Here is a 22,495-nt window from a genome sequence, read left to right as displayed (position 1 = left end):
TAGCTGGAAGGGTGCATCTTGGCAGTCTCGAGCCAGAGCAAGTCAGATTCCACTAATAGCTCCGTACCAGGGGCGCCAAACCGAATTTCCTTCGCCAAGCTCCGTGAGCCCCTCGAGGTTCCGGGGCTACTCGACGTTCAGACCGACTCTTTCGAGTGGTTGGTCGGCTCGGACCGGTGGCGCACGAAGGCGATCGACCGCGGCGATGTGAACCCCGTCGGCGGCTTGGAAGAAGTACTTGCCGAACTGTCGCCCATCGAGGATTTTTCCGGCTCGATGTCGCTGAGCTTCTCCGACCCGCGCTTCGACGAAGTCAAGGCGCCGGTGGACGAGTGCAAAGACAAGGACATGACGTACGCGGCGCCGCTGTTCGTCACCGCGGAGTTCATCAACAACAACACCGGTGAGATCAAGAGCCAGACGGTCTTCATGGGTGACTTCCCGATGATGACGGAGAAGGGCACCTTCATCATCAACGGCACCGAGCGTGTCGTGGTGAGCCAGCTGGTCCGTTCGCCGGGCGTGTACTTCGACTCGTCCATCGACAAGGCCACCGAGAAGGACCTGCACAGCGTCAAGGTCATCCCGGGCCGCGGCGCGTGGCTGGAGTTCGACGTCGACAAGCGCGACACCGTCGGTGTGCGTATCGACCGCAAGCGTCGCCAGCCGGTCACCGTGCTGCTGAAGGCCCTCGGCTGGACCAACGAGCAGATCACCGAGCGCTTCGGCTTCTCCGAGATCATGATGGGCACGCTGGAGAAGGACAACACCGCCGGCACTGATGAGGCGCTGCTGGACATCTACCGGAAGCTGCGCCCGGGCGAGCCGCCGACCAAGGAGTCCGCGCAGACCCTGCTGGAGAACCTGTTCTTCAAGGAGAAGCGCTACGACCTGGCTCGTGTCGGCCGTTACAAGGTCAACAAGAAGCTGGGGCTCAACGCCGGCCAGCCGATCACCAATTCGACGCTGACCGAAGAGGACGTCGTCGCGACGATCGAGTACCTGGTGCGCCTGCACGAGGGCCAGACGGTCATGACGGCGCCCGGTGGTGTTGAAGTACCCGTCGAGGTCGACGACATCGACCACTTCGGTAACCGTCGTCTGCGCACCGTCGGCGAGCTGATCCAGAACCAGATTCGGGTCGGCCTGTCCCGCATGGAGCGCGTCGTCCGCGAGCGGATGACCACTCAGGACGTCGAGGCGATCACCCCGCAGACCCTGATCAACATCCGTCCCGTCGTGGCGGCGATCAAGGAGTTCTTCGGCACCAGCCAGCTGTCGCAGTTCATGGACCAGAACAACCCGCTGTCGGGTCTGACCCACAAGCGCCGCCTGTCGGCGCTGGGCCCCGGCGGTCTGTCCCGTGAGCGCGCCGGCCTTGAGGTCCGCGACGTGCACTCCAGCCACTACGGCCGGATGTGCCCGATCGAGACCCCTGAGGGTCCGAACATCGGTCTGATCGGTTCGCTGTCGGTGTACGCCCGGGTCAACCCGTTCGGCTTCATCGAGACGCCGTACCGCAAGGTCGTCGACGGGGTCGTCACCGACCAGATCGACTACCTGACCGCCGACGAAGAGGACCGCCACATCGTGGCGCAGGCCAACTCGCCGATCGACGGCGACAACCGTTTCGTCGAGGACCGCATCCTGGTTCGTCGTAAGGGTGGCGAGGTCGAGTTCGTCGCCGCCACCGACGTGGACTACATGGACGTCTCGCCGCGCCAGATGGTGTCGGTCGCGACCGCGATGATCCCGTTCCTCGAGCACGACGACGCCAACCGTGCCCTGATGGGTGCCAACATGCAGCGCCAGGCGGTTCCGCTGGTCCGCAGCGAGGCCCCGCTGGTCGGTACCGGTATGGAACTGCGTGCCGCCATCGACGCCGGTGACGTCATCGTCGCCGACAAGACCGGTGTGATCGAAGAGGTTTCGGCCGACTACATCACCGTGATGGCCGACGACGGCAGCCGCCAGACCTACCGGATGCGCAAGTTCGCCCGGTCCAACCACGGCACGTGCGCCAACCAGCGCCCGATCGTGGACACCGGACAGCGCGTCGAGGCCGGTCAGGTCCTGGCCGACGGTCCGTGCACCGAGAACGGTGAGATGGCCCTGGGCAAGAACCTGCTCGTGGCCGTCATGCCGTGGGAGGGTCACAACTACGAGGACGCGATCATCCTCTCGAACCGTCTGGTCGAAGAGGACGTGCTCACCTCGATCCACATCGAAGAGCACGAGATCGATGCCCGCGACACCAAGCTGGGCGCCGAGGAGATCACCCGGGACATCCCGAACGTCTCCGACGAGGTGCTGGCCGATCTCGACGAGCGCGGCATCATCCGTATCGGCGCCGAGGTCCGCGACGGCGACATCCTGGTCGGCAAGGTCACCCCGAAGGGCGAGACCGAGCTGACCCCGGAGGAGCGCCTGCTGCGTGCCATCTTCGGTGAGAAGGCCCGCGAGGTCCGCGACACCTCGCTGAAGGTGCCCCACGGTGAGTCCGGCAAGGTCATCGGCATCCGGGTGTTTTCCCGCGAGGACGACGACGAGCTGCCCGCCGGCGTCAACGAGCTGGTCCGCGTGTACGTGGCCCAGAAGCGCAAGATCTCCGATGGCGACAAGCTCGCCGGACGCCACGGCAACAAGGGCGTCATCGGCAAGATCCTGCCCGTCGAGGACATGCCGTTCATGCCCGACGGCACCCCGGTGGACATCATCCTGAACACCCACGGTGTGCCCCGTCGTATGAACATCGGTCAGATCCTGGAGACCCACCTCGGGTGGGTTGCCAAGGCCGGCTGGAACATCGAGGGCAGCCCGGAGTGGGCGGCCAACCTGCCCGAGGGCATGCAGTCCGCGCCCGCAGACAGCATCGTGGCCACCCCGGTGTTCGACGGTGCCCAGGAGAAGGAGCTGGAGGGCCTGCTCGGCTCGACGCTGCCGAACCGCGACGGTGACGTCATGGTCAACGCGCAGGGCAAGGCCGAGCTGTTCGACGGTCGTTCCGGCGAGCCGTTCCCGTACCCGGTGACGGTCGGCTACATGTACATCCTGAAGCTGCACCACCTGGTCGACGACAAGATCCACGCGCGTTCGACCGGCCCGTACTCGATGATCACCCAGCAGCCGCTCGGTGGTAAGGCGCAGTTCGGTGGTCAGCGTTTCGGCGAGATGGAATGTTGGGCCATGCAGGCCTACGGCGCCGCCTACACCCTGCAGGAACTGCTCACCATCAAGTCCGACGACACGGTGGGTCGCGTCAAGGTGTACGAGGCGATCGTCAAGGGCGAGAACATCCCCGAACCCGGTATCCCCGAGTCCTTCAAGGTGTTGCTCAAGGAGCTGCAGTCGCTCTGCCTGAATGTTGAGGTGCTGTCCTCGGACGGCGCGGCGATCGAAATGCGTGACGGTGACGACGAGGACCTGGAGCGCGCTGCCGCGAACCTGGGAATCAACCTGTCGCGCAACGAATCCGCCTCTGTCGAAGATCTCGCCTGAAAATCACTAATCCCGAGAGGGGAAAGGGAGTTACGTGCTAGACGTCAACTTCTTCGATGAACTCCGCATCGGTCTCGCGACCGCGGACGACATCCGCAACTGGTCCTACGGCGAGGTCAAGAAGCCGGAGACCATCAACTACCGCACGCTCAAGCCCGAAAAGGACGGCCTGTTCTGCGAGAAGATCTTCGGACCTACTCGCGACTGGGAGTGCTACTGCGGCAAGTACAAGCGCGTGCGCTTCAAGGGCATCATCTGTGAGCGCTGCGGCGTCGAGGTGACCCGCGCCAAGGTGCGCCGTGAGCGGATGGGCCACATCGAGCTGGCCGCACCCGTCACGCACATCTGGTACTTCAAGGGCGTCCCGTCGCGCCTGGGCTACCTGCTCGACCTGGCCCCGAAGGATCTGGAAAAGATCATCTACTTCGCGGCCTACGTGATCACCGCGGTCGACAACGACATGCGCCACAACGAGCTGTCCACGCTGGAAGCCGAGATGGTCGTCGAGAAGAAGGCCGTCGAGGATCAGCGCGACGCCGACCTGGAGGCGCGCGCCCAGAAGCTCGAAGCCGACCTGGCCGAGCTGGAGAAGGAAGGCGCCAAGTCCGACGTGCGCCGCAAGGTGCGTGACGGCGGCGAGCGCGAGATGCGTCAGCTGCGTGACCGTGCCCAGCGCGAGCTGGACCGGCTCGACGAGATCTGGACCACCTTCACCAAGCTGGCTCCCAAGCAGCTCATCGTGGACGAGGTGCTCTACCGCGAGCTCGTCGACCGCTACGGCGAGTACTTCGAGGGCGCCATGGGCGCCGAGTCGATCAAGAAGCTCATCGAGACCTTCGACATCGACGCCGAGGCCGAGTCGCTGCGCGACACCATCAAGAACGGCAAGGGCCAGAAGAAGCTGCGTGCGCTCAAGCGCCTCAAGGTCGTTGCGGCGTTCCAGATGAACCGCAACTCGCCGATGGGCATGGTGCTCGACGCCGTTCCGGTGATCCCGCCGGAGCTGCGCCCGATGGTTCAGCTCGACGGTGGCCGCTTCGCGACCTCCGACCTGAATGACCTGTACCGCCGCGTCATCAACCGCAACAACCGGCTTAAGCGACTGATCGATCTGGGTGCGCCCGAGATCATCGTCAACAACGAGAAGCGCATGCTTCAGGAGTCGGTGGACGCGCTGTTCGACAACGGCCGGCGCGGCCGTCCGGTCACCGGACCGGGCAACCGTCCGCTCAAGTCGCTGTCCGATCTGCTCAAGGGCAAGCAGGGCCGCTTCCGGCAGAACCTGCTCGGTAAGCGTGTCGACTACTCGGGCCGTTCGGTCATCGTGGTCGGCCCGCAGCTGAAGCTGCACCAGTGTGGTCTGCCGAAGCTGATGGCACTCGAGCTGTTCAAGCCGTTCGTGATGAAGCGTCTGGTCGACCTGAACCACGCGCAGAACATCAAGAGCGCCAAGCGCATGGTGGAACGCCAGCGTCCCCAGGTGTGGGATGTCCTCGAAGAGGTCATCGGCGAGCACCCGGTGCTGCTGAACCGGGCACCTACGCTGCACCGCCTGGGTATCCAGGCCTTCGAGCCGCAGCTGGTGGAGGGCAAGGCCATCCAGCTGCACCCGCTGGTGTGTGAGGCGTTCAACGCCGACTTCGACGGTGACCAGATGGCCGTGCACCTGCCGCTGTCCGCGGAGGCGCAGGCCGAGGCCCGCATCCTGATGCTGTCTTCCAACAACATCCTGTCTCCCGCGTCGGGCCGCCCGCTGGCCATGCCGCGTCTGGACATGGTGACCGGTCTGTACTTCCTGACCACCGAGATCGACGGTGACACAGGCGAATACACCCCGGCCGCCAAGGATGTCCCGGAGACCGGCGTTTACAGCAGCCCGGCCGAGGCCATCATGGCCTTCGACCGCGGTGCGCTGAGCGTGCGCGCCAAGATCAAGGTGCGGCTGACCACCCAGCGTCCGCCGGCCGACATCGAGGCCGAGCGCTTCCCCGAGGGCTGGAACTTCGGCGACGCCTGGATCGCGGACACCACGCTGGGCCGCGTGCTCTTCAACGAGCTGCTGCCCAAGGGCTACCCGTTCGTCAACGCGCAGATGTTCAAGAAGGCGCAGGCCGCGATCATCAACGATCTCGCCGAGCGTTACCCGATGATCGTCGTCGCGCAGACCGTGGACAAGCTCAAGGACGCCGGCTTCCACTGGGCCACCCGTTCGGGTGTCACCGTCTCGATGGCCGACGTGCTCGTGCCGCCGCAGAAGCAGGAGATCCTCGAGCGCTACGAGGCCGAGGCCGACAGCATCGAGAAGCAGTACCAGCGCGGCAAGCTCAACCACGACGAGCGCAACGGCGAGCTGGTGAAGATCTGGCAGCAGGCCACCGAAGAGGTGGGTAAGGCGCTGGAGGAGTACTACCCGGCGGACAACCCGATCATCACGATCGTGAAGTCCGGCGCCACGGGCAACATCACCCAGACCCGCACGCTCGCGGGCATGAAGGGTCTGGTGACCAACCCGAAGGGTGAGTACATCCCGCGTCCGATCAAGTCCTCGTTCCGTGAGGGCCTGACCGTGCTGGAGTACTTCATCAACACCCACGGTGCCCGTAAGGGTCTGGCCGACACCGCTCTGCGTACCGCCGACTCGGGTTACCTGACCCGTCGTCTGGTGGACGTGTCGCAGGACGTCATCGTGCGCGAGACCGACTGTGAGACCGAGCGCGGTATCACCGTCACCCTCGCCGAGAAGCAGGACGACGGCTCGCTGGTGCGCGATCAGCACATCGAGACCTCGGCCTATGCCCGCACGCTGGCCACCGACGCGGTGGACGAGAGCGGCAATGTTGTTGTCGCACGCGGACATGACCTGGGTGACCCGGCCATCGACGCGCTGCTGGCCGCCGGCATCACCGAGGTGAAGGTTCGCTCCGTGCTGACCTGCACCACGGGCACCGGTGTCTGCGCCATGTGCTACGGCCGCTCGATGGCGACCGGCAAGCTCGTCGACATCGGCGAGGCCGTCGGTATCGTCGCCGCGCAGTCCATCGGTGAGCCCGGTACGCAGCTGACCATGCGTACCTTCCACCAGGGTGGTGTCACCGGTGGCGCCGACATCGTCGGTGGTCTGCCGCGTGTGCAGGAGCTGTTCGAGGCCCGCGTGCCGAAGAACCGTGCCCCGATCGCCGATGTCACCGGCCGGGTGCAGCTGGAGGAGACCGACAAGTTCTACAAGATCACCATCGTTCCCGACGATGGTGGCGAGGAAGTCGTCTACGACAAGCTGACCCGTCGCCAGCGCCTGAAGGTGTTCAAGCACGAGGACGGCACCGAGCGTCTGCTCTCCGACGGAGACCACGTCGAGGTCGGCCAGCAGCTCATGGAAGGTGCTGCCGATCCGCACGAGGTGCTGCGTGTGCAGGGCCCGCGCGAGGTGCAGATCCACCTCGTCAAGGAGGTCCAGGAGGTCTACCGGGCCCAGGGCGTGTCGATCCACGACAAGCACATCGAGGTCATCGTTCGGCAGATGCTGCGCCGCGTGACGATCATCGATTCGGGCGCAACGGAATTCCTGCCCGGGTCGCTGACCGAGCGCAGCGAGTTCGAGTCGGAGAACCGTCGGGTCGTCGCCGAGGGCAACGAGCCCGCGGCCGGCCGTCCGGTGCTGATGGGTATCACCAAGGCGTCGCTGGCCACCGATTCGTGGCTGTCGGCGGCGTCGTTCCAGGAGACCACTCGCGTGCTGACCGATGCGGCGATCAACTGCCGCAGCGACAAGCTGATGGGTCTGAAGGAGAACGTGATCATCGGCAAGCTGATCCCGGCCGGTACCGGTATCGCCCGCTACCGGGACATCCAGGTCAACCCGACCGAGGAAGCCCGCGCCGCGGCGTACACGATCCCGTCCTACGAGGATCAGTACTACAGCCCGGACTTCGGCCAGAGCACCGGCGCTGCCGTGCCGCTGGACGATTACGGGTACTCGGACTACCGGTAAGACCGACCGCTAGTTTCAGTACGAAAAAGACCCCAGGACCTTGTCCTGGGGTCTTTTTCGTTGGCACATCCTCCGCGAACGTGTATTCCGTCCGTGCTTTCCCCGGTTCCGCCGCACGGAATTCACGTTCGCGAATTCCAGGCCGGGGCAAGGCGGGCCAGGACGCTGTCCTCGTTGTCGGCGGCGGTGACCCGGATGATGATCCCGCCGAGTTGAATCAACCGCTCCAGTCGCGGGATATCGCGCTCGTAGGTGAACGGGTCGCTCTGGTGGTGCCTGCCCTCGTACTCCAACCCGATCTTGCGGTCCTGCCAGCCGAGGTCGATGTGCGCGAACTCGTAGCCGTACTGATCACGGACGCCGATCTGGGTCTGCGGGCGCGGATATCCTGCCCCGATGACGAGCAGGCGCAGCCAGGTCTCGCGCGGAGATTGCGCCCCGGCATCGACGAGATCGATTGCGGGGCCGACGTTTCGGTTGCCGCGCCGGCCCGGGTAGCGGGTCATCAGCTTCTCGACGGCCGCCATGTCCAGCCTCGTCCTGTTGGCGAGTGCGTCGATCGCGGCGACCGCGCGGGGGAGGGGATGGCGTGCGGCGATATCCGGCGCGGCCCGGGCCGGAATGCACGTTCGGCCGTTCGGTTAGGCTCGTCGCGATGATGATCGACGCGGCCTGGTTCCTGGCGGGCTTGGTGGCATTGATCTTCGGCGCCGAGATCATGGTCCGCGGTGGCGCGGAAGTCGCGGCGCGACTGGGCATCAGCCCCATCGTGATCGGCCTGACCGTCGTCTCGATCGGCACGAGTCTGCCGGAGCTCGCGGTCGGCGTGGTCGCCGTCGGCGAGGGCAGCGGAGCGCTTGCGGTGGGCAACATCGCCGGCACCAACGTCGTCAATCTGCTGTTGATCCTCGGGTTGAGCGCGCTACTCGTCCCGCTCGCGATGGCCGCCCGCACCCTGCGCTTCGAACTGCCGGTGATGGCCGGCGCGGCGGTACTGATGCTGGTGCTCTCGCTCGACGGCCGGCTGAGCCGTGTCGACGGGATCATCCTGGTGGCCGGCGCGGTGGCCTACACCGTCGCGGTGATCCGGCTGACCCGTCGCGAAACCCCCACTGTGATCCGCGAATACGACGAGGAATACCCGGCCGGCGAGGTCGCGGTGCGCACCCGGACCCCGCTGCACGTGGCCATGATGGTCGGCGGGATCGCGGTGGTGGTGATCGGCGCGGACTGGTTGGTCGACGGCGCGGTGGGCATGGCGCGCAGCTTCGGCGTCTCCGATGTGCTGATCGGGCTGACCGTGGTGGCGATCGGCACCTCCGCGCCGGAGTTGGTGACGACGGTGGTCTCCACGATTCGCGGTAACCGCGATATCGCGATCGGCAACCTGCTCGGCAGCAGCATCTACAACATCTTGCTGATCCTGGGTGCCACCTGCGTGGTGGCCTCCGAGGGGCTGGTGTTGCCGGCCAGCCTGGTCCGGATAGACATCCCGGTCATGGTGGCCGTCGCATTGGTCTGCATCCCGGTCTTCGTGTCCGGCCGGCGGGTCAGCCGCGGGGAAGGCGGGGCGATGGTCGCCGCGTATCTGGCCTACCTGACCTTCCTGCTGGTCACCCAGTCGTAGCGGTCTCGGCGCGGTCGCGAGGGCGCGCCGAGACCGCGGCGGATCAGGACTGTCGGCGCTGTTTGCGGGCCTCGCGCTGATACTTCACCAATGCCACCAGGGCCTTGGGGTTGCGTGCCAGCGCGACGGCGCCCTGTGCACCCATCTTGACCTTCTGGCCGAACGTCGGGTTCTGCTGCGGTTCCACCACACGCCTTTCGTTGATCTTGATCGTCGTCCTGCACCCTAGCCCGGCCGGGGCGTCGGACCCCGCGCCTAGACTGGCCACGTGCTCATCGGATCCCATGTCAATCCCGAAGACCCGATCGCCGCGGCCACCGCCGAGGGCGCGGATGTGGTGCAGTTCTTCCTCGGCAATCCGCAGAGCTGGAAGAAACCCAAGCCGCGGGAGGACGCGGAGCTGCTCAGGGCCTCCAGCGTGCCGCTGTACGTGCACGCGCCCTACCTGATCAACGTCGCCTCAGCGAACAACCGGGTCCGCATCCCGTCCCGCAAGATCCTGCAGGACACCTGCGATGCGGCCGCCGAGATCGGCGCCACCGCCGTCATCGTGCACGGTGGGCACGCCGACGACAACGACATGGAGGCCGGTTTCGAGCGGTGGGTGAAGGCACTGGACGCCCTGAACACCGACGTGCCGGTGTACCTGGAGAACACCGCCGGCGGCGAGCACGCCATGGCGCGGCACTTCGACACCATCGCCCGGCTGTGGGATCACATCGGCGACAAGGGCATCGGCTTCTGCCTGGACACCTGCCACGCCTGGGCAGCCGGCGAAGCGCTGATCGATGCCGTGGAGCGGGTCAAGGCCATCACCGGCCGCATCGACTTGGTGCACTGCAATGACTCCCGCGACGCCGCCGGTTCCGGAGCGGACCGGCACGCCAACTTCGGCACCGGGCAGATCGACCCGCAACTGCTGGTCGCCGTGGTCAAGGCGGCCGATGCCCCGGTGATCTGCGAGACCTCCGAAGAGGGCCGCAAGGATGACATCGCCTTCCTGCGCGACAATTTGTGACACGACACCGACGTTGCGGCAAACAGCTGGTGTCCGGAAGGTGAACTAGGCTCACGTTTCGTGGCCACGATTGACGAGGAACAGTCAATCGTCGTTGCTGTGCCGCCGGGCCCCGGTCGTCGTGCGCAGCGCCTGCGTTATCTGCGGTACACAGCGGTCACCGTCTGGGCAGTGATCGTCGTGTGGCGCACGGTCACCGACGGATTCGCCTTCAACCGCGAACTGGTGCTGGTCTACGTCAGCACCGGGCTGATGGCGGCCAGTATCGGTCAGGGCCGCCGGATGCTCCACGTGATCCGGGACTGGCTGCCCTTCGCGTTGCTGCTGATCGCCTACGACCTGACCAGGGGTGCGGCCGACCTGGTCGGAAGACCGACCCTGTGGCATTGGCAGGCCGACGTCGACCGCGCGATGTTCTTCGGCACGATGCCGACGGTGTGGCTGCAGGAGCGGCTCAAACTGCCCGAACCTCCGTTGTGGGAGGTCGCGATCAGTTCGGTCTACATGTCCTTTTTCATCCTGCCGTACGTCATCGCCGGGGTGCTGTGGCTGCGCAACCGCGATGAGTGGAAACGTTTCGTCCAGCTGTTCGTCGGTTTGAACATCGCCGGGCTGGTGATCTACACCTTGGTGCCGGCTGCCCCGCCGTGGGCGGCGGCGCGCTGCACCGCCACGGACGTGGCCGGCGGGCCGTCCGGTCCGGCCTGCATGTTCCGGTCGGCGCGCGAGGTGCCCGACGGTGGTGTGCTCGGCGCGATGGACAGCGTCCGGGACGGCGCCAACGACTGGATCGAACGCATCGTCGGCCGCGGCTGGCGGGCGTTGGATCTGCACACCGCGACCGCCCTGCTCGACCAGGGCCAGGCCAGCGTCAACCTGGTCGCCGCGATCCCGTCCCTGCACGCGGGCATGTCCGCCGCGCTGGCCGCCTTCCTGTGGAACCGGCTGAGCCGCCGGTGGCGTCCGGTGCTGGTGGCCTACCCGCTGGTGATGGCGTTCACGTTGGTCTACACCGCCGAGCACTACGTCATCGACATCCTGCTGGGTTGGGCGCTGGCCGCCGCGGTGGTCTATGCCCTGCATTCCTATGAGCGGCGCAAGGCCGCGCTGACCTCACGGGCCGCTCTCTCCCCGGATCCGATCGCACCGTCCAGATAACCGGGATGGTCGGCCGCGGTTCGGCATGTTCTATGTCAGGTAGATCTTGCGCAACGTCTCGGTGACCGTCCACGTGGTCGCGGTCCCGGCCGCGAGGCGGCCGATATCTCCGGCCCGAAGCTGCAGTGCAGGGGAGCCATCGGCGAATTCCACGAGGGCCGAACCGGACAGCACCACGAAGACCTCGTCGGCTTCGACGTCGGTCATGGTGCCGACCGACATCTCCCAGACGCCGATCTGATGCCCACCGAAGTCGGTGAGTTGCGTTGCCGCGGTGCTCGGATCACCGGACACCGACTGCCCGGCGGGTACCGGCTCATGGGTGAGGGCGAGGTCGGCGGCGTGGATGGCGGTGTTGGGCTGCACCGCACGAGTATGCACCGTGTTACGCATCTTGTGCGGTTGTCGAAAAAGTGTAACAGTGGGTCATGGCCGAAACCCATGTCGTCACCAATCAGGTTCCGCCGCTGCTGGACCACAACCCCGCCACCTCGCCGGTGCTGATGGAGGCGCTGGTCCGGGAGGGCGGTGGCTGGGGCGTCGAGGAGGTCACCGAACTCGGCGCGCTCAGCGGGTCGGTGCGCGCCCAGCGCTGGGGTGAGCTCGCCGACCGCAACCGGCCGGTGCTGCACACCCACGACCGGTACGGGCATCGCGTCGACGAGGTCGAATTCGACCCGGCTTACCACGAACTGATGAACGTGGCCGTCACGCACGGTCTGCACGGCGCCCCGTGGGCCGACGACCGGACCGGTTCGCACGTCGTCCGCGCCGCCAAGACCTCGGTGTGGACACCAGAGCCTGGGCACATCTGCCCGATCTCGATGACCTACGCCGTCGTCCCGGCGCTGCGCAACAACGCCGAACTCGCCGCGACCTACGAACCGCTGCTGTCCAGCCGGGTGTACGACCCCGAACTCAAGATGCCCGCCACCAAGCCCGGGATCACCGCGGGCATGTCGATGACCGAGAAGCAGGGCGGCTCTGACGTCCGCGCCGGGACCACCGAGGCCGTCCGCAACGCGGACGGCACCTACACCCTGACCGGGCACAAGTGGTTCACCTCGGCACCGATGTGCGATGTGTTCCTGGTGCTGGCCCAGGCCCCCAACGGATTGAGCTGCTTCTTCCTGCCGCGCGTGTTGCCCGACGGCACCCGCAACCGGATGTTCCTGCAGCGACTCAAGGACAAGCTCGGCAACCACGCCAACGCCTCCAGCGAGGTCGAGTACGACGAGGCGACGGCCTGGCTGGTCGGCGAGGAGGGGCGTGGGGTGAAGACCATCATCGAGATGGTCAACCTGACCCGGCTGGACTGCACGCTGGGCAGCGCGACCAGCATGCGCAGCGGACTGACCCGTGCCATCCACCACGCGCAGCATCGAAAGGCGTTCGGCGCCTACCTGATCGATCAGCCGCTGATGCGCAATGTGCTGGCCGACCTGGCGGTGGAAGCCGAGGCGGCGACCATGCTGGCCATGCGGATGGCCGGCGCCACCGATCACGCGGTGCGCGGCGACGAGCGCGAGTCGCTGCTGCGCCGGATCGGGCTGGCCGCCGCCAAGTACTGGGTGTGCAAGCGGGCCACCCCGCACGCCGCCGAGGCGATGGAATGCCTGGGAGGCAACGGCTACGTCGAGGACTCCGGGATGCCGCGGCTGTACCGGGAGGCGCCGCTGATGGGCATCTGGGAAGGTTCGGGCAACGTCAGCGCGCTGGATACCTTGCGCGCCATGGCCACCCGGCCGGAATGCATCGAGGTGCTCTTCGACGAATTGGCCCGTGCACAGGATCCGCGACTGGACGCCCATGTCCGGGCGCTGAAGGCACAACTCGGCGATCTCGACGGTGTCGAGTACCGGGCCCGCAAGATCGCCGAGGACATCTCGCTGGCGCTGCAGGGCGCGCTGCTGGTGCGCCATGGCCACCCCGCGGTCGCCGAGGCGTTCCTGACCAGCCGACTGAGTGGACAGTGGGGCGGGGCGTTCGGCACGCTGCCGGCCGGACTCGACCTGGCGCCGATCATCGAGCGCGCGATGGTCAAGGGATGACCGACACGCTGAAGACGCCGCCGTTGAAGACGCCGCCGTTGAAGACCATGACCTACGAGGTCACCGACCGCGTCGCGCGGATCACCTTCAATCGGCCGGACAAGGGCAACGCCATCATCGCAGACACCCCGGTCGAGTTGGCAGCCTGCGTGGAGCGCGCCGACCTGGATCCGAATGTGCACGTGATCCTGGTATCCGGTGCGGGGGAGGGCTTCTGCGCGGGCTTCGACCTGGGCGCCTACGCCGACGGCAGCTCCTCGGCCGGATCCGACCGGCGGGGCACCGTGCTCGACGGGCGCACCCAGGCGGTCAATCACCTGCCTGATCAGCCGTGGGATCCCATGATCGACTACCAGATGATGAGCCGGTTCGTGCGCGGGTTCTCCAGCCTGATGCACTGCGACAAGCCCACCGTGGTCAAGATCCACGGGTACTGCATTGCCGGGGGCACCGATATCGCGCTGCACGCCGACCAGGTGATCACCGCCGCCGACGCCAAGATCGGATACCCGCCGATGCGGGTCTGGGGTGTTCCGGCGGCGGGTCTGTGGGCGCACCGGCTCGGCGACCAGCGCGCGAAAAGGCTGCTGTTCACCGGCGATTGCATCACCGGGGCGCAGGCCGCCGAATGGGGGCTGGCGGTGGAGGCGCCCGAACCGCAGGACCTCGACGAGCGGACCGAACGCCTGGTGGCGCGGATCGCCGCGATGCCGGTCAATCAGCTCATCATGGCCAAGCTGGCCTGCAATACCGCGCTGCTGCAGCAGGGCGTGGCCACCAGCCGGATGGTCAGCACCGTGTTCGACGGCATCGCCCGGCACACTCCGGAGGGACACGCCTTCGTCGCCGACGCCCGCGAACACGGATTCCGGGAAGCCGTCCGGCACCGGGATGAACCGCTCGGCGATTACGGCCGCCGGGCTTCGGGGGTGTGATCCGGTGCGCCTGACCGCCCGATCGGTGGTGCTCAGCGTCCTGCTCGGCGCGCACCCGGCATGGGCCTCGTCGTCCGAACTCGCCACGTTGACAGCGGATTTCGGCATCCGCGATGCGACGCTGCGGGTTGCCCTGACCCGGATGGTAGGAGCCGGTGACCTGGTGCGCTCGGCCGACGGTTACCGACTTTCGGACCGGCTGCTGGCCCGGCAGCGCCGCCAGGACGACGCGATCGACCCGCACGAGCATCCGTGGGACGGCAGCTGGACGACCCTGCTGATCACCAGTGTGGGTGCCGACGCGCGCACCCGCGCCGACCTGCGGAACACCCTGCTGCAGAACCGATTCGGTGAACTACGAGAAGGCGCGTGGCTGCGGCCGGACAATCTCGATGCGGCGCTGCCCGAGGACGTCCGGGCCAGGGTGCGGACGCTGCGCAGCCGCGACGAGGACCCGGCGGGTCTGGTCACCCAGCTGTGGGACCTGCCGTCCTGGGCGCGAGAGGGGGACCGGTTGCTCGCCGAAATGGCCGAGGCACCGGATGTTCCCGGGCGCTTCGTGGTGGCCGCCGCGATCGTGCGGCACCTGCTGACCGACCCGGTACTGCCGGCGGAACTGCTGCCGCGGCGCTGGCCTGGGGAACAGCTCCGGTCGGCCTACCGGGATTTCGCCGCCGAACTGGTCGCGCGGCGTGACAGTCAGGTGGAGGCGGTATGAGCGGTTCGGAGGGCTGGAGCGAAGCGACCCGGGAATGTGGCGGCGGCGGGGTGCGCGTCGAACGCAACGGCCCGGTGACGACCGTCATCATGGACCGGCCGGAGGCGCGCAACGCGGTCAACGGGCCGGCAGCGGCCGAACTGTTCGCGGCCTTCGACGAGTTCGATCGCGATGACACCGCCGCCGTTGCAGTGCTGTACGGAGACAATGGAACCTTCTGTGCGGGAGCCGATCTCAAGGCTCTGGGCACACCGGAGTCCAATCAGACCCACCCCGACGGCCCCGGCCCGATGGGGCCGACCAGGATGGTGCTGTCCAAACCGGTCATCGCCGCGGTCAGTGGCTATGCGGTGGCCGGCGGGCTCGAGCTCGCACTGTGGTGCGACCTGCGGATCGTCGAGGAGGACGCGGAGTTCGGCGTGTTCTGCCGGCGCTGGGGGGTACCGCTGATCGACGGCGGCACCGTCCGGCTGCCGCGACTGATCGGGCAGAGCCGAGCCCTGGACCTGATCCTCACCGGCCGGGCCGTGGGCGCGCAGGAGGCACTGCAGATGGGGCTGGCCAATCGAGTGGTCGAGAAGGGGCAGGCCCGGATAGCCGCCGAAGAACTGGCCGCCCAGCTCGCAGCTGCGCCGCAGCTGTGCCTGCGGGCCGACCGACTCTCGGCGCTGCGCCAGTGGGGTGAAACCGAGCAGGCGGCAATGGATTTCGAGTTCGCCAGTTTGGCTGCGGTGGCGCCGGAGTTGTTCGCCGGAGTGCAGCGGTTCGTCGACGGTGCGGGACGGCACGGGGCCTGAACGTCCCGCCGAACACCGAGCCCTTACTGACTAGCCCTTAACTGACTAGCCCTTAACTGACTAGCCCTTGCTGACCTTGTTCCCGCTGCCGAGGTCTTCCACCTTCGGGTCGCCGGCCTTGTAGACCACCGTGTTGTCGATGCCGACGACGCTGATCTCGGACTCGACGCGTTCCAGGGTGACCTTGTTGTCGGCGCCGCCGATGTTGACGCTGGAGCAGCTGCCCTTGATGGTCAGCGTGTTGTTCGAGCCGCCGACATTGAGCGATTTGCCCTGTGCGCAATCGATTTCGGCGGTGGTGCCGAAGGACCCGTAGTTGACGGTGTTGCCGATCTGGACCTGTGCCCCCGAGGACCCGGCCGTCATGCTGGGCGCCGCAGAGTCTCCGTCGGAACCGCACCCGGTGAGACCGAGCGCGAGAACTGCCGCTGCGACCGGTCCTGCGATGTGCGTGCGCATAGCTCCCTCGATTCGTAGCTGGTCGTATCCAGACTATGTGACGGGGACGTTGATTATGGGCCGCCGCTCACCGGCGCCCGGCCCGTCGAAATGCCACCATTCCCCGGAATACACCGTCAGCCCGCCGGCGGCCATGGCCTCGCGCAGCACGGCCCGGTTGTACTGGGCGGCGGCACTGACGCCGGTGGTGGCGTACGCGTTCGCCACCGAGCGGAAGTCGTCGAAACCGGTACCCATGTCGGTCAAACCGGCCGCGCTCGCGGTGGTCACATCGACCGACCGCCCGGACTCGTGACTCTTGGAATACGGCGCCGGTTGGGCCACCCATGCCGGGTTGGACACCACCTCGAACATCCGGACCTGCACATCGTGGGGTCGGTAGCAGTCCCAGAACACCAGTCGCAGTCCGCGCGCCCGCAATTGTGCTGCGGCCGTGGCCAACCCGGTTGCCAGGGACTCGTGGATCAGGCAGCGGGCGCCGGTCGGATAGAGCTGGGTGCCGGTGAAATTGTCGGGCCGGGCGTAGCGCAGGTCGATGACGGCGTCGGGGACAGCGTCACGGACATCGATGAATCCCACCGCACGCGCCGCAGCCGAGACCGGAGCGGCCGAACTCATCGGTGCCGTCGCGAGCCCGGCCGCGCCGAGCAGCCCACAGACGAGAAGGAGGGCAAGGCGGCGCACAGATCAGGCCGGGGCCCAGTTGATGCGGTTGGTCATGCCGAGTTCGCGGCCGCGGTCGATGAGCGCGGGCGCGCCGCCGTGATAGATCACCGTCTGGTCATAGCCGTACACCGTGATGTCGTTGACCACGTTGTCGGCGACGACGATGTTCGACGAGCCCTGCATCGTCACCGCCCAGCAGGAGCCCTTGGCGTTGACGGTGTTGCCGGTGCCGATGACGTGCAATGTCGCGTTGTTGCAGTCGATGGTCTGCACGATGCCCTGACCGGTGATGTGGGTATCGCCGTTCTTGGCGTGCGCGGCCGGGGCGGCCACACCCGCCAGCACCAGGGGAACGACCAGCGCACCGGCCGCCGCGGACCGACGCCGGCTCTGCAGACTCAGGCTCACCATGGGCAACAGAGTACGGTGCCCGACCACGGCCCGGGCACCCCTTGCGTGTTTGCGATCCGGTCGCCGGCGCCGTCGACGCTGGGTAGCGTGAGCAGCGATGCGTGGGCGTGGCAATGGGTTCGTCCCCCGAGTGACCGACACCGTCGCCACGGCAACCGCCGTGCTGGCGGTGGCGGGCTGTGCGCAGCAGGTGCACGGCCTGGCGCAGCCGGCCCGCTCCGCGGCCGCTGAGCAGGGTTACGGCTACACCGAGGACCGCTGCGGGTTGCTCACCGACGGTTCGGTCCGGGCGGCCCTGGCCGCGGACGAGGTAACCAGGCCCTACAGCGGCGCGGTGTGTCAGTACGTGCTGTCCCGGGCGGGCGTCATGGTCGACGTGACGTTCACCTGGTTCGACACCGGCAACCTGGACCGCGAGCGCGCGGTGGCCCTCGACCGCGGCGCCCGCATCAGCGACACCCTCGTCGAACGCCGGCCCGCATTCCTGGCCCGCCGCGATACCACCGGCGCGGCGTGCGCTGCGACCGCGGCAGCCGGCGGGGGAGTGCTCAGCTGGTGGGTGCAGGTACGCAACAGCCCGGGCGATGTCTGCGCCGACGCGGAGACGCTGCTGTCGGCAACGCTGAAGTCGGACATGTGACATGCGCCTCGCACTGATCGCCGCCGCCCTGGTGTTGACCGGCTGCAGCGCCGCGCAGCCGCCGACATCCGAGCCGGCCCCGACCGCCGGGCCCGCCGAAACCTCGGCCACCTGGGGGATCGGCACCGACTGCAACGGCATCACCGATGCCGACGTCGCCCGCGCCACGGGAACCGCCCTGTTCACCAGGGTGCTGGTCAACGACGTCGGGTGCTTCTGGCAGGAGAACACGGTGGCCGGCAGGGTCGGCGCCGGGATGGGGATCTCCACCTGGCGCTACCGCGGCAGCGACATCGCCGCCGAGCGCGAGATCGAAGAACGGTCCGGGCGCACCCTGACCGAACTGTCGATCCAGGGCAACCCGGGATTCAAGGCGTACGACGCGAACGCCTGCAGCATCTACGTGGCCAAGGGCCGGGACCTCATCACCTGGTCGATCCAGACGATGAACCCGTCCACCTTGCCCCCGCTGTGCACGATCACCGACCAACTGGCCGAACTCAGCCAGGACCGGGTGAACTAGAGTCATTAGTTGGCCCGGCTTCGGGTATCACGATGACCGGAGGGCGGGCGAATGGCAGCGCGGGCGACAAAGCTGAGCCGCGACTCGATCGTGAGCGCCGCGCTGGCCTTCCTGGACCGCGAGGGCTGGGACGCGCTGACGATCAATGCGCTCGCCACCCAGCTGGGCACCAAGGGGCCCTCGCTCTACAACCACGTGCAGAGCCTGGAAGACCTGCGCCGAACAGTGCGGATGCATGTCATCAAGGACATCATCGGGATGCTGAACGCGGTGGGGGAAGGTCGTACCCGCGATGATGCGGTGGTCACCATGGCCAGCGCGTACCGCAGTTACGCCCACCACCATCCCGGCCGGTATTCGGCGTTCACCCGGATGCCGCTGGGCGGCGACGACCCCGAGTACACCGCCGCCGCCAGGGAGGCCGCCGGCCCGGTTCTGGCCGCCATGGCGTCCTACGGACTGGTCGGCGATAACGCGTTCTATGCGGCCCTGGAGTTCTGGTCGGCGCTGCACGGGTTCGTGCTGCTGGAGATGACCGGTGTGATGGACGATGTCGACACCGATGCGGTGTTCACCGACATGGTGCTGAGGCTGGCGGCGGGCATGGAACGCAGGTAGCGTTCGTCTGACCTGCTGCGGCGCCCCAGCGCGGCCGTAGTGTCTGACCTGCGGTAAGGCGCTCACGCGCGGGTTTGGTTCGGCACGCCCACCCCTGGTATTGTGGAGCTTCGTGCCTGGCTGTCAGGGGGCGCATGCGGCTGCGAAAACGGCCCGTATGTCCGCAGGTCGGGCGAATTCGTGTGTCTTCGTGTGTCCAGGATGCATCGGAAGTTCGATGTGGGCGCACGCGACACGCCCGGTCGCGGGGTACGCGACGGGGCGGAACTAGCAGTACAGAGCTTTGCCCGAACGACTTGCTCGAACCACCGAGCCACCAGAAGTAGAAGTAGCAACACAGAAAGCCGGTACATGCCAACCATCAACCAGCTGGTCCGCAAGGGTCGCCGCGACAAGGTCGCGAAGGTGAAGACCGCGGCCCTCAAGGGCAGCCCGCAGCGTCGCGGTGTGTGCACTCGCGTGTACACCACCACCCCGAAGAAGCCGAACTCGGCGCTTCGGAAGGTCGCCCGCGTGAAGCTGACGACCGGGGTTGAGGTCACCGCCTACATCCCCGGCGAAGGCCACAACCTGCAGGAGCACTCGATGGTGCTGGTCCGCGGCGGTCGTGTGAAGGACCTCCCGGGTGTGCGCTACAAGATCATCCGCGGCTCGCTGGACACCCAGGGTGTCAAGAACCGCAAGCAGGCACGTAGCCGTTACGGCGCGAAGAAGGAGAAGAGCTAATGCCGCGCAAGGGTCCCGCGCCGAAGCGCCCGCTGGTCAACGACCCCGTCTACGGGTCGCAGCTGGTCACCCAGCTGGTCAACAAGGTGCTGCTGGACGGCAAGAAGTCGCTCGCCGAGCGCATCGTCTACGGCGCCCTGGAGCAGGCCCGTGACAAGACCGGCACCGATCCGGTCGTCACCCTGAAGCGCGCTCTGGACAACGTGAAGCCCGCCCTCGAGGTGCGCAGCCGCCGTGTCGGTGGCGCCACCTACCAGGTGCCGGTCGAGGTTCGTCCGGACCGCTCGACCACGCTGGCGCTGCGCTGGCTGGTCAGCTTCTCCAAGGCACGTCGCGAGAAGACCATGGTCGAGCGTCTCGCCAACGAGATCCTCGACGCCAGCAATGGCCTCGGTGCCGCTGTGAAGCGACGCGAAGACACGCACAAGATGGCCGAAGCAAACCGGGCCTTCGCGCATTACCGCTGGTGACTCTGTCCCCGCGCGGCGTGCCTGCGCGGGGCCGACAACACCGACTAGCAATCAAGCAAGCGAAAGAGTGGGAATCTAGCCGTGGCACAGGACGTGCTGACCGACCTCACGAAGGTCCGCAACATCGGCATCATGGCGCACATCGACGCCGGCAAGACGACGACGACCGAGCGCATCCTCTTCTACACGGGTGTCAACTACAAGATCGGTGAGACGCACGACGGTGCGTCGACCACCGACTGGATGGAACAGGAGCAGGAGCGGGGGATCACCATCACCTCCGCAGCCGTCACGTGCTTCTGGAACAACAACCAGATCAACATCATCGACACCCCGGGCCACGTCGACTTCACCGTCGAGGTGGAGCGTTCGCTGCGCGTGCTCGATGGCGCCGTTGCCGTGTTCGACGGCAAGGAAGGCGTCGAGCCGCAGTCCGAGCAGGTGTGGCGGCAGGCCGACAAGTACGACGTTCCGCGTATCTGCTTCGTCAACAAGATGGACAAGCTGGGCGCTGACTTCTACTTCACCGTGCAGACCATCAAGGACCGCCTCGGTGCCAAGCCGCTGGTCATCCAGCTGCCGATCGGTGCCGAGAACGACTTCGAGGGCATCATCGACCTGGTCGAGATGAACGCCAAGGTGTGGCGCGGCGAGACCAAGATGGGCGAGCAGTACGAGGTCGTCGAGATCCCCGCCGATCTGGCCGAGAAGGCCGAGCAGTACCGCAACGAGCTGCTCGAGACCGTCGCCGAGACCGACGATGCGCTGATGGAGAAGTTCTTCGGTGGCGAAGAACTCACCATGGACGAGATCAAGGGTGCGATCCGCAAGCTGACCGTCAACAGCGAGATCTACCCGGTGCTGTGTGGCAGTGCGTTCAAGAACAAGGGCGTGCAGCCCATGCTCGACGCCGTCATCGACTACCTGCCCTCGCCGCTGGACGTCGAATCCGTGCAGGGCCACGTGCCCAACAAGGAAGACGAGATCATCAGCCGGAAGCCGTCGGTCGACGAGCCGTTCTCCGCGCTGGCCTTCAAGATCGCCGTGCACCCGTTCTTCGGCAAGCTCACCTACGTCCGGGTGTACTCGGGCAAGGTCGAGTCCGGTGCGCAGGTCGTGAACTCCACCAAGGGCAAGAAGGAGCGGCTGGGCAAGCTGTTCCAGATGCACGCCAACAAGGAGAACCCGGTCGAGCGCGCGTCCGCCGGTCACATCTACGCCGTGATCGGTCTGAAGGACACCACCACCGGTGACACCCTGTGCGATCCGAACGAGCAGGTCGTGCTGGAGTCGATGACCTTCCCCGATCCGGTGATCGAGGTGGCCATCGAGCCCAAGACCAAGAGCGACCAGGAGAAGCTGGGCACGGCCATCCAGAAGCTGGCCGAAGAGGATCCCACCTTCAAGGTGCACCTGGACCAGGACACCGGCCAGACCGTCATCGGCGGTATGGGCGAGCTGCACCTGGACATCCTGGTGGACCGCATGCGTCGCGAGTTCAAGGTCGAGGCCAACGTCGGCAAGCCGCAGGTGGCCTACCGCGAGACGATCAAGCGCGCTGTGCAGAACGTCGAGTTCACCCACAAGAAGCAGACGGGTGGCTCCGGCCAGTTCGCGAAGGTCATCATCAACCTCGACCCGTTCGAGGGCGAAGACGGTGCGACCTACGAATTCGAGAACAAGGTCACCGGTGGCCGCATCCCGCGTGAGTACATCCCGTCCGTGGATGCCGGTGCGCAGGACGCCATGCAGTACGGCGTGCTCGCCGGCTACCCGCTGGTGAACGTGAAGGTCACCCTGCTCGATGGCGCTTACCACGACGTCGACTCGTCGGAAATGGCCTTCAAGGTGGCCGGTTCCCAGGCGCTGAAGAAGGCCGCGCAGTCGGCCCAGCCAGTCATCCTGGAACCGATCATGGCTGTCGAGGTCACCACGCCCGAGGATTACATGGGCGACGTGATCGGCGACCTGAACTCCCGCCGTGGTCAGATCCAGGCCATGGAGGAGCGCAGCGGTGCGCGTGTCGTCAAGGCGCAGGTTCCGCTGTCGGAGATGTTCGGCTACGTCGGCGACCTTCGGTCGAAGACCCAGGGCCGGGCTAACTACTCCATGGTGTTCGACTCGTACGCCGAAGTGCCGGCGAACGTGTCGAAGGAGATCATCGCCAAGGCGACGGGCCAGTAGTTTCTGGT

Annotated in this window: 21 protein-coding genes; 15 read left to right on the top strand and 6 right to left on the bottom strand. The window is 66.7% G+C overall.

Translation table 11 applies throughout. The features are described 5' to 3' along the window. Positions 1-3: 3 nt before the first annotated feature. Together V4U86_RS23270 and V4U86_RS23265 are read left to right on the top strand one after the other, a co-directional pair. On the top strand, positions 4-3,498 hold the full coding sequence (locus tag V4U86_RS23270) for a DNA-directed RNA polymerase subunit beta (protein WP_395312180.1): 3,495 nt from the start codon (positions 4-6) through the stop codon (positions 3,496-3,498). Positions 3,499-3,532: 34 nt separating this feature from the next. Continuing rightward, entirely contained in the window at positions 3,533-7,486 is a 3,954-nt protein-coding gene (locus V4U86_RS23265; protein WP_395308230.1) for a DNA-directed RNA polymerase subunit beta', read from the top strand. A gap of 122 nt (positions 7,487-7,608) precedes the next feature. Here V4U86_RS23265 and V4U86_RS23260 read toward each other — a convergent pair whose 3' ends face one another. Further along, a complete protein-coding gene (locus V4U86_RS23260; RefSeq protein ID WP_395308229.1) occupies positions 7,609-8,013 on the bottom strand; it encodes a hypothetical protein in 405 nt (134 codons plus the stop codon). Between the two features lie 128 nt (positions 8,014-8,141). Here V4U86_RS23260 and V4U86_RS23255 point away from each other — a divergent pair, with 128 nt between their 5' ends. Beyond that, positions 8,142-9,113, top strand: coding sequence for a calcium/sodium antiporter (locus tag V4U86_RS23255; protein ID WP_395308228.1), 972 nt, complete (start codon positions 8,142-8,144; stop codon positions 9,111-9,113). 43 nt (positions 9,114-9,156) lie between these two features. On the opposite strand, the gene V4U86_RS23250 is transcribed toward V4U86_RS23255, so the two are convergent. Beyond that, the gene (locus V4U86_RS23250) at positions 9,157-9,303 is read right to left on the bottom strand and encodes a hypothetical protein (RefSeq protein WP_168141755.1); all 147 of its coding nucleotides are present in this window, start codon (positions 9,301-9,303) and stop codon (positions 9,157-9,159) included. A 78-nt stretch (positions 9,304-9,381) separates the two neighbouring features. Between V4U86_RS23250 and V4U86_RS23245 the strand changes: the two genes are divergently transcribed. Next, complete coding sequence (locus V4U86_RS23245) at positions 9,382-10,131, top strand: deoxyribonuclease IV (RefSeq protein WP_395308227.1); 750 nt, start codon at positions 9,382-9,384, stop codon at positions 10,129-10,131. A 60-nt stretch (positions 10,132-10,191) separates the two neighbouring features. After that, complete coding sequence (locus tag V4U86_RS23240; protein ID WP_395308226.1) at positions 10,192-11,289, top strand: phosphatase PAP2 family protein; 1,098 nt, start codon at positions 10,192-10,194, stop codon at positions 11,287-11,289. Between the two features lie 30 nt (positions 11,290-11,319). Here the strand turns inward: V4U86_RS23240 and V4U86_RS23235 are convergent, their stop codons facing one another. After that, the gene (locus V4U86_RS23235; RefSeq protein WP_395308225.1) at positions 11,320-11,655 is read right to left on the bottom strand and encodes a cupin domain-containing protein; all 336 of its coding nucleotides are present in this window, start codon (positions 11,653-11,655) and stop codon (positions 11,320-11,322) included. A 62-nt stretch (positions 11,656-11,717) separates the two neighbouring features. Between V4U86_RS23235 and V4U86_RS23230 the strand changes: the two genes are divergently transcribed. The 4 genes from V4U86_RS23230 to V4U86_RS23215 are packed head-to-tail and all read left to right on the top strand — an operon-like array spanning position 11,718 to position 15,790. Then, positions 11,718-13,340 carry an acyl-CoA dehydrogenase family protein gene (locus tag V4U86_RS23230; RefSeq protein WP_395308224.1) on the top strand — a complete coding sequence of 541 codons (1,623 nt, stop codon included), beginning with the start codon at positions 11,718-11,720 and terminating at the stop codon, positions 13,338-13,340. Next, complete coding sequence (locus V4U86_RS23225) at positions 13,337-14,275, top strand: crotonase/enoyl-CoA hydratase family protein (RefSeq protein ID WP_395308223.1); 939 nt, start codon at positions 13,337-13,339, stop codon at positions 14,273-14,275. The genes V4U86_RS23230 and V4U86_RS23225 overlap by 4 nt, the downstream gene beginning before the upstream one ends. Continuing rightward, on the top strand, positions 14,232-14,993 hold the full coding sequence (locus V4U86_RS23220; protein ID WP_395308222.1) for a PaaX family transcriptional regulator C-terminal domain-containing protein: 762 nt from the start codon (positions 14,232-14,234) through the stop codon (positions 14,991-14,993). Before V4U86_RS23225 ends, V4U86_RS23220 begins: the two co-directional genes overlap by 44 nt. Beyond that, complete coding sequence (locus tag V4U86_RS23215) at positions 14,990-15,790, top strand: crotonase/enoyl-CoA hydratase family protein (RefSeq protein ID WP_395308221.1); 801 nt, start codon at positions 14,990-14,992, stop codon at positions 15,788-15,790. Before V4U86_RS23220 ends, V4U86_RS23215 begins: the two co-directional genes overlap by 4 nt. A gap of 60 nt (positions 15,791-15,850) precedes the next feature. Here the strand turns inward: V4U86_RS23215 and V4U86_RS23210 are convergent, their stop codons facing one another. From V4U86_RS23210 to V4U86_RS23200, 3 genes are read right to left on the bottom strand one after another with little or no spacing between them, the layout of a single operon-like run. Beyond that, complete coding sequence (locus V4U86_RS23210; protein WP_395308220.1) at positions 15,851-16,249, bottom strand: DUF3060 domain-containing protein; 399 nt, start codon at positions 16,247-16,249, stop codon at positions 15,851-15,853. A gap of 33 nt (positions 16,250-16,282) precedes the next feature. Then, complete coding sequence (locus V4U86_RS23205) at positions 16,283-16,900, bottom strand: M15 family metallopeptidase (protein WP_395312179.1); 618 nt, start codon at positions 16,898-16,900, stop codon at positions 16,283-16,285. Between the two features lie 36 nt (positions 16,901-16,936). Next, positions 16,937-17,326 (bottom strand): DUF3060 domain-containing protein, encoded by a 390-nt coding sequence (locus V4U86_RS23200; RefSeq protein WP_395308219.1) that lies wholly within the window; start codon positions 17,324-17,326, stop codon positions 16,937-16,939. Between the two features lie 97 nt (positions 17,327-17,423). Here V4U86_RS23200 and V4U86_RS23195 point away from each other — a divergent pair, with 97 nt between their 5' ends. From V4U86_RS23195 to fusA, 6 genes are all read left to right on the top strand, one after another. Next, positions 17,424-17,966 carry a DUF3558 family protein gene (locus tag V4U86_RS23195; protein WP_395308218.1) on the top strand — a complete coding sequence of 181 codons (543 nt, stop codon included), beginning with the start codon at positions 17,424-17,426 and terminating at the stop codon, positions 17,964-17,966. A 1-nt stretch (position 17,967) separates the two neighbouring features. Further along, a complete protein-coding gene (locus V4U86_RS23190; RefSeq protein ID WP_395308217.1) occupies positions 17,968-18,489 on the top strand; it encodes a DUF3558 domain-containing protein in 522 nt (173 codons plus the stop codon). Between the two features lie 51 nt (positions 18,490-18,540). Beyond that, positions 18,541-19,107 (top strand): TetR/AcrR family transcriptional regulator, encoded by a 567-nt coding sequence (locus V4U86_RS23185; RefSeq protein WP_395308216.1) that lies wholly within the window; start codon positions 18,541-18,543, stop codon positions 19,105-19,107. Positions 19,108-19,458: 351 nt separating this feature from the next. Continuing rightward, on the top strand, positions 19,459-19,833 hold the full coding sequence (gene rpsL / locus V4U86_RS23180) for a 30S ribosomal protein S12 (protein WP_057166991.1): 375 nt from the start codon (positions 19,459-19,461) through the stop codon (positions 19,831-19,833). Beyond that, complete coding sequence (gene rpsG, locus V4U86_RS23175; RefSeq protein ID WP_018601866.1) at positions 19,833-20,303, top strand: 30S ribosomal protein S7; 471 nt, start codon at positions 19,833-19,835, stop codon at positions 20,301-20,303. The genes rpsL and rpsG overlap by 1 nt, the downstream gene beginning before the upstream one ends. A gap of 132 nt (positions 20,304-20,435) precedes the next feature. Further along, complete coding sequence (gene fusA / locus V4U86_RS23170) at positions 20,436-22,487, top strand: elongation factor G (protein ID WP_395312178.1); 2,052 nt, start codon at positions 20,436-20,438, stop codon at positions 22,485-22,487. Positions 22,488-22,495: the final 8 nt, after the last annotated feature.

Source organism: Mycobacterium sp. AMU20-3851, assembly GCF_043974665.1.
In the GTDB taxonomy this organism is placed as follows: Bacteria; Actinomycetota; Actinomycetes; order Mycobacteriales; family Mycobacteriaceae; genus Mycobacterium.
This window is presented reverse-complemented; position numbering and strand designations above follow the sequence as displayed.

Coding starts and splice junctions, on each gene's coding strand:
- V4U86_RS23260 (WP_395308229.1), bottom strand. CDS start 8,013: ATGGCGGCCGTCGAGAAGCTGATGACCCGCTACCCGGGCCGGCGCGGC.
- V4U86_RS23255 (WP_395308228.1), top strand. CDS start 8,142: ATGATGATCGACGCGGCCTGGTTCCTGGCGGGCTTGGTGGCATTGATC.
- V4U86_RS23230 (WP_395308224.1), top strand. CDS start 11,718: ATGGCCGAAACCCATGTCGTCACCAATCAGGTTCCGCCGCTGCTGGAC.
- V4U86_RS23225 (WP_395308223.1), top strand. CDS start 13,337: ATGACCGACACGCTGAAGACGCCGCCGTTGAAGACGCCGCCGTTGAAG.
- V4U86_RS23220 (WP_395308222.1), top strand. CDS start 14,232: ATGAACCGCTCGGCGATTACGGCCGCCGGGCTTCGGGGGTGTGATCCG.
- V4U86_RS23215 (WP_395308221.1), top strand. CDS start 14,990: ATGAGCGGTTCGGAGGGCTGGAGCGAAGCGACCCGGGAATGTGGCGGC.
- V4U86_RS23210 (WP_395308220.1), bottom strand. CDS start 16,249: ATGCGCACGCACATCGCAGGACCGGTCGCAGCGGCAGTTCTCGCGCTC.
- V4U86_RS23200 (WP_395308219.1), bottom strand. CDS start 17,326: ATGGTGAGCCTGAGTCTGCAGAGCCGGCGTCGGTCCGCGGCGGCCGGT.
- V4U86_RS23195 (WP_395308218.1), top strand. CDS start 17,424: ATGCGTGGGCGTGGCAATGGGTTCGTCCCCCGAGTGACCGACACCGTC.
- V4U86_RS23190 (WP_395308217.1), top strand. CDS start 17,968: ATGCGCCTCGCACTGATCGCCGCCGCCCTGGTGTTGACCGGCTGCAGC.
- V4U86_RS23185 (WP_395308216.1), top strand. CDS start 18,541: ATGGCAGCGCGGGCGACAAAGCTGAGCCGCGACTCGATCGTGAGCGCC.
- rpsL (WP_057166991.1), top strand. CDS start 19,459: ATGCCAACCATCAACCAGCTGGTCCGCAAGGGTCGCCGCGACAAGGTC.
- rpsG (WP_018601866.1), top strand. CDS start 19,833: ATGCCGCGCAAGGGTCCCGCGCCGAAGCGCCCGCTGGTCAACGACCCC.
- fusA (WP_395312178.1), top strand. CDS start 20,436: ATGGCGCACATCGACGCCGGCAAGACGACGACGACCGAGCGCATCCTC.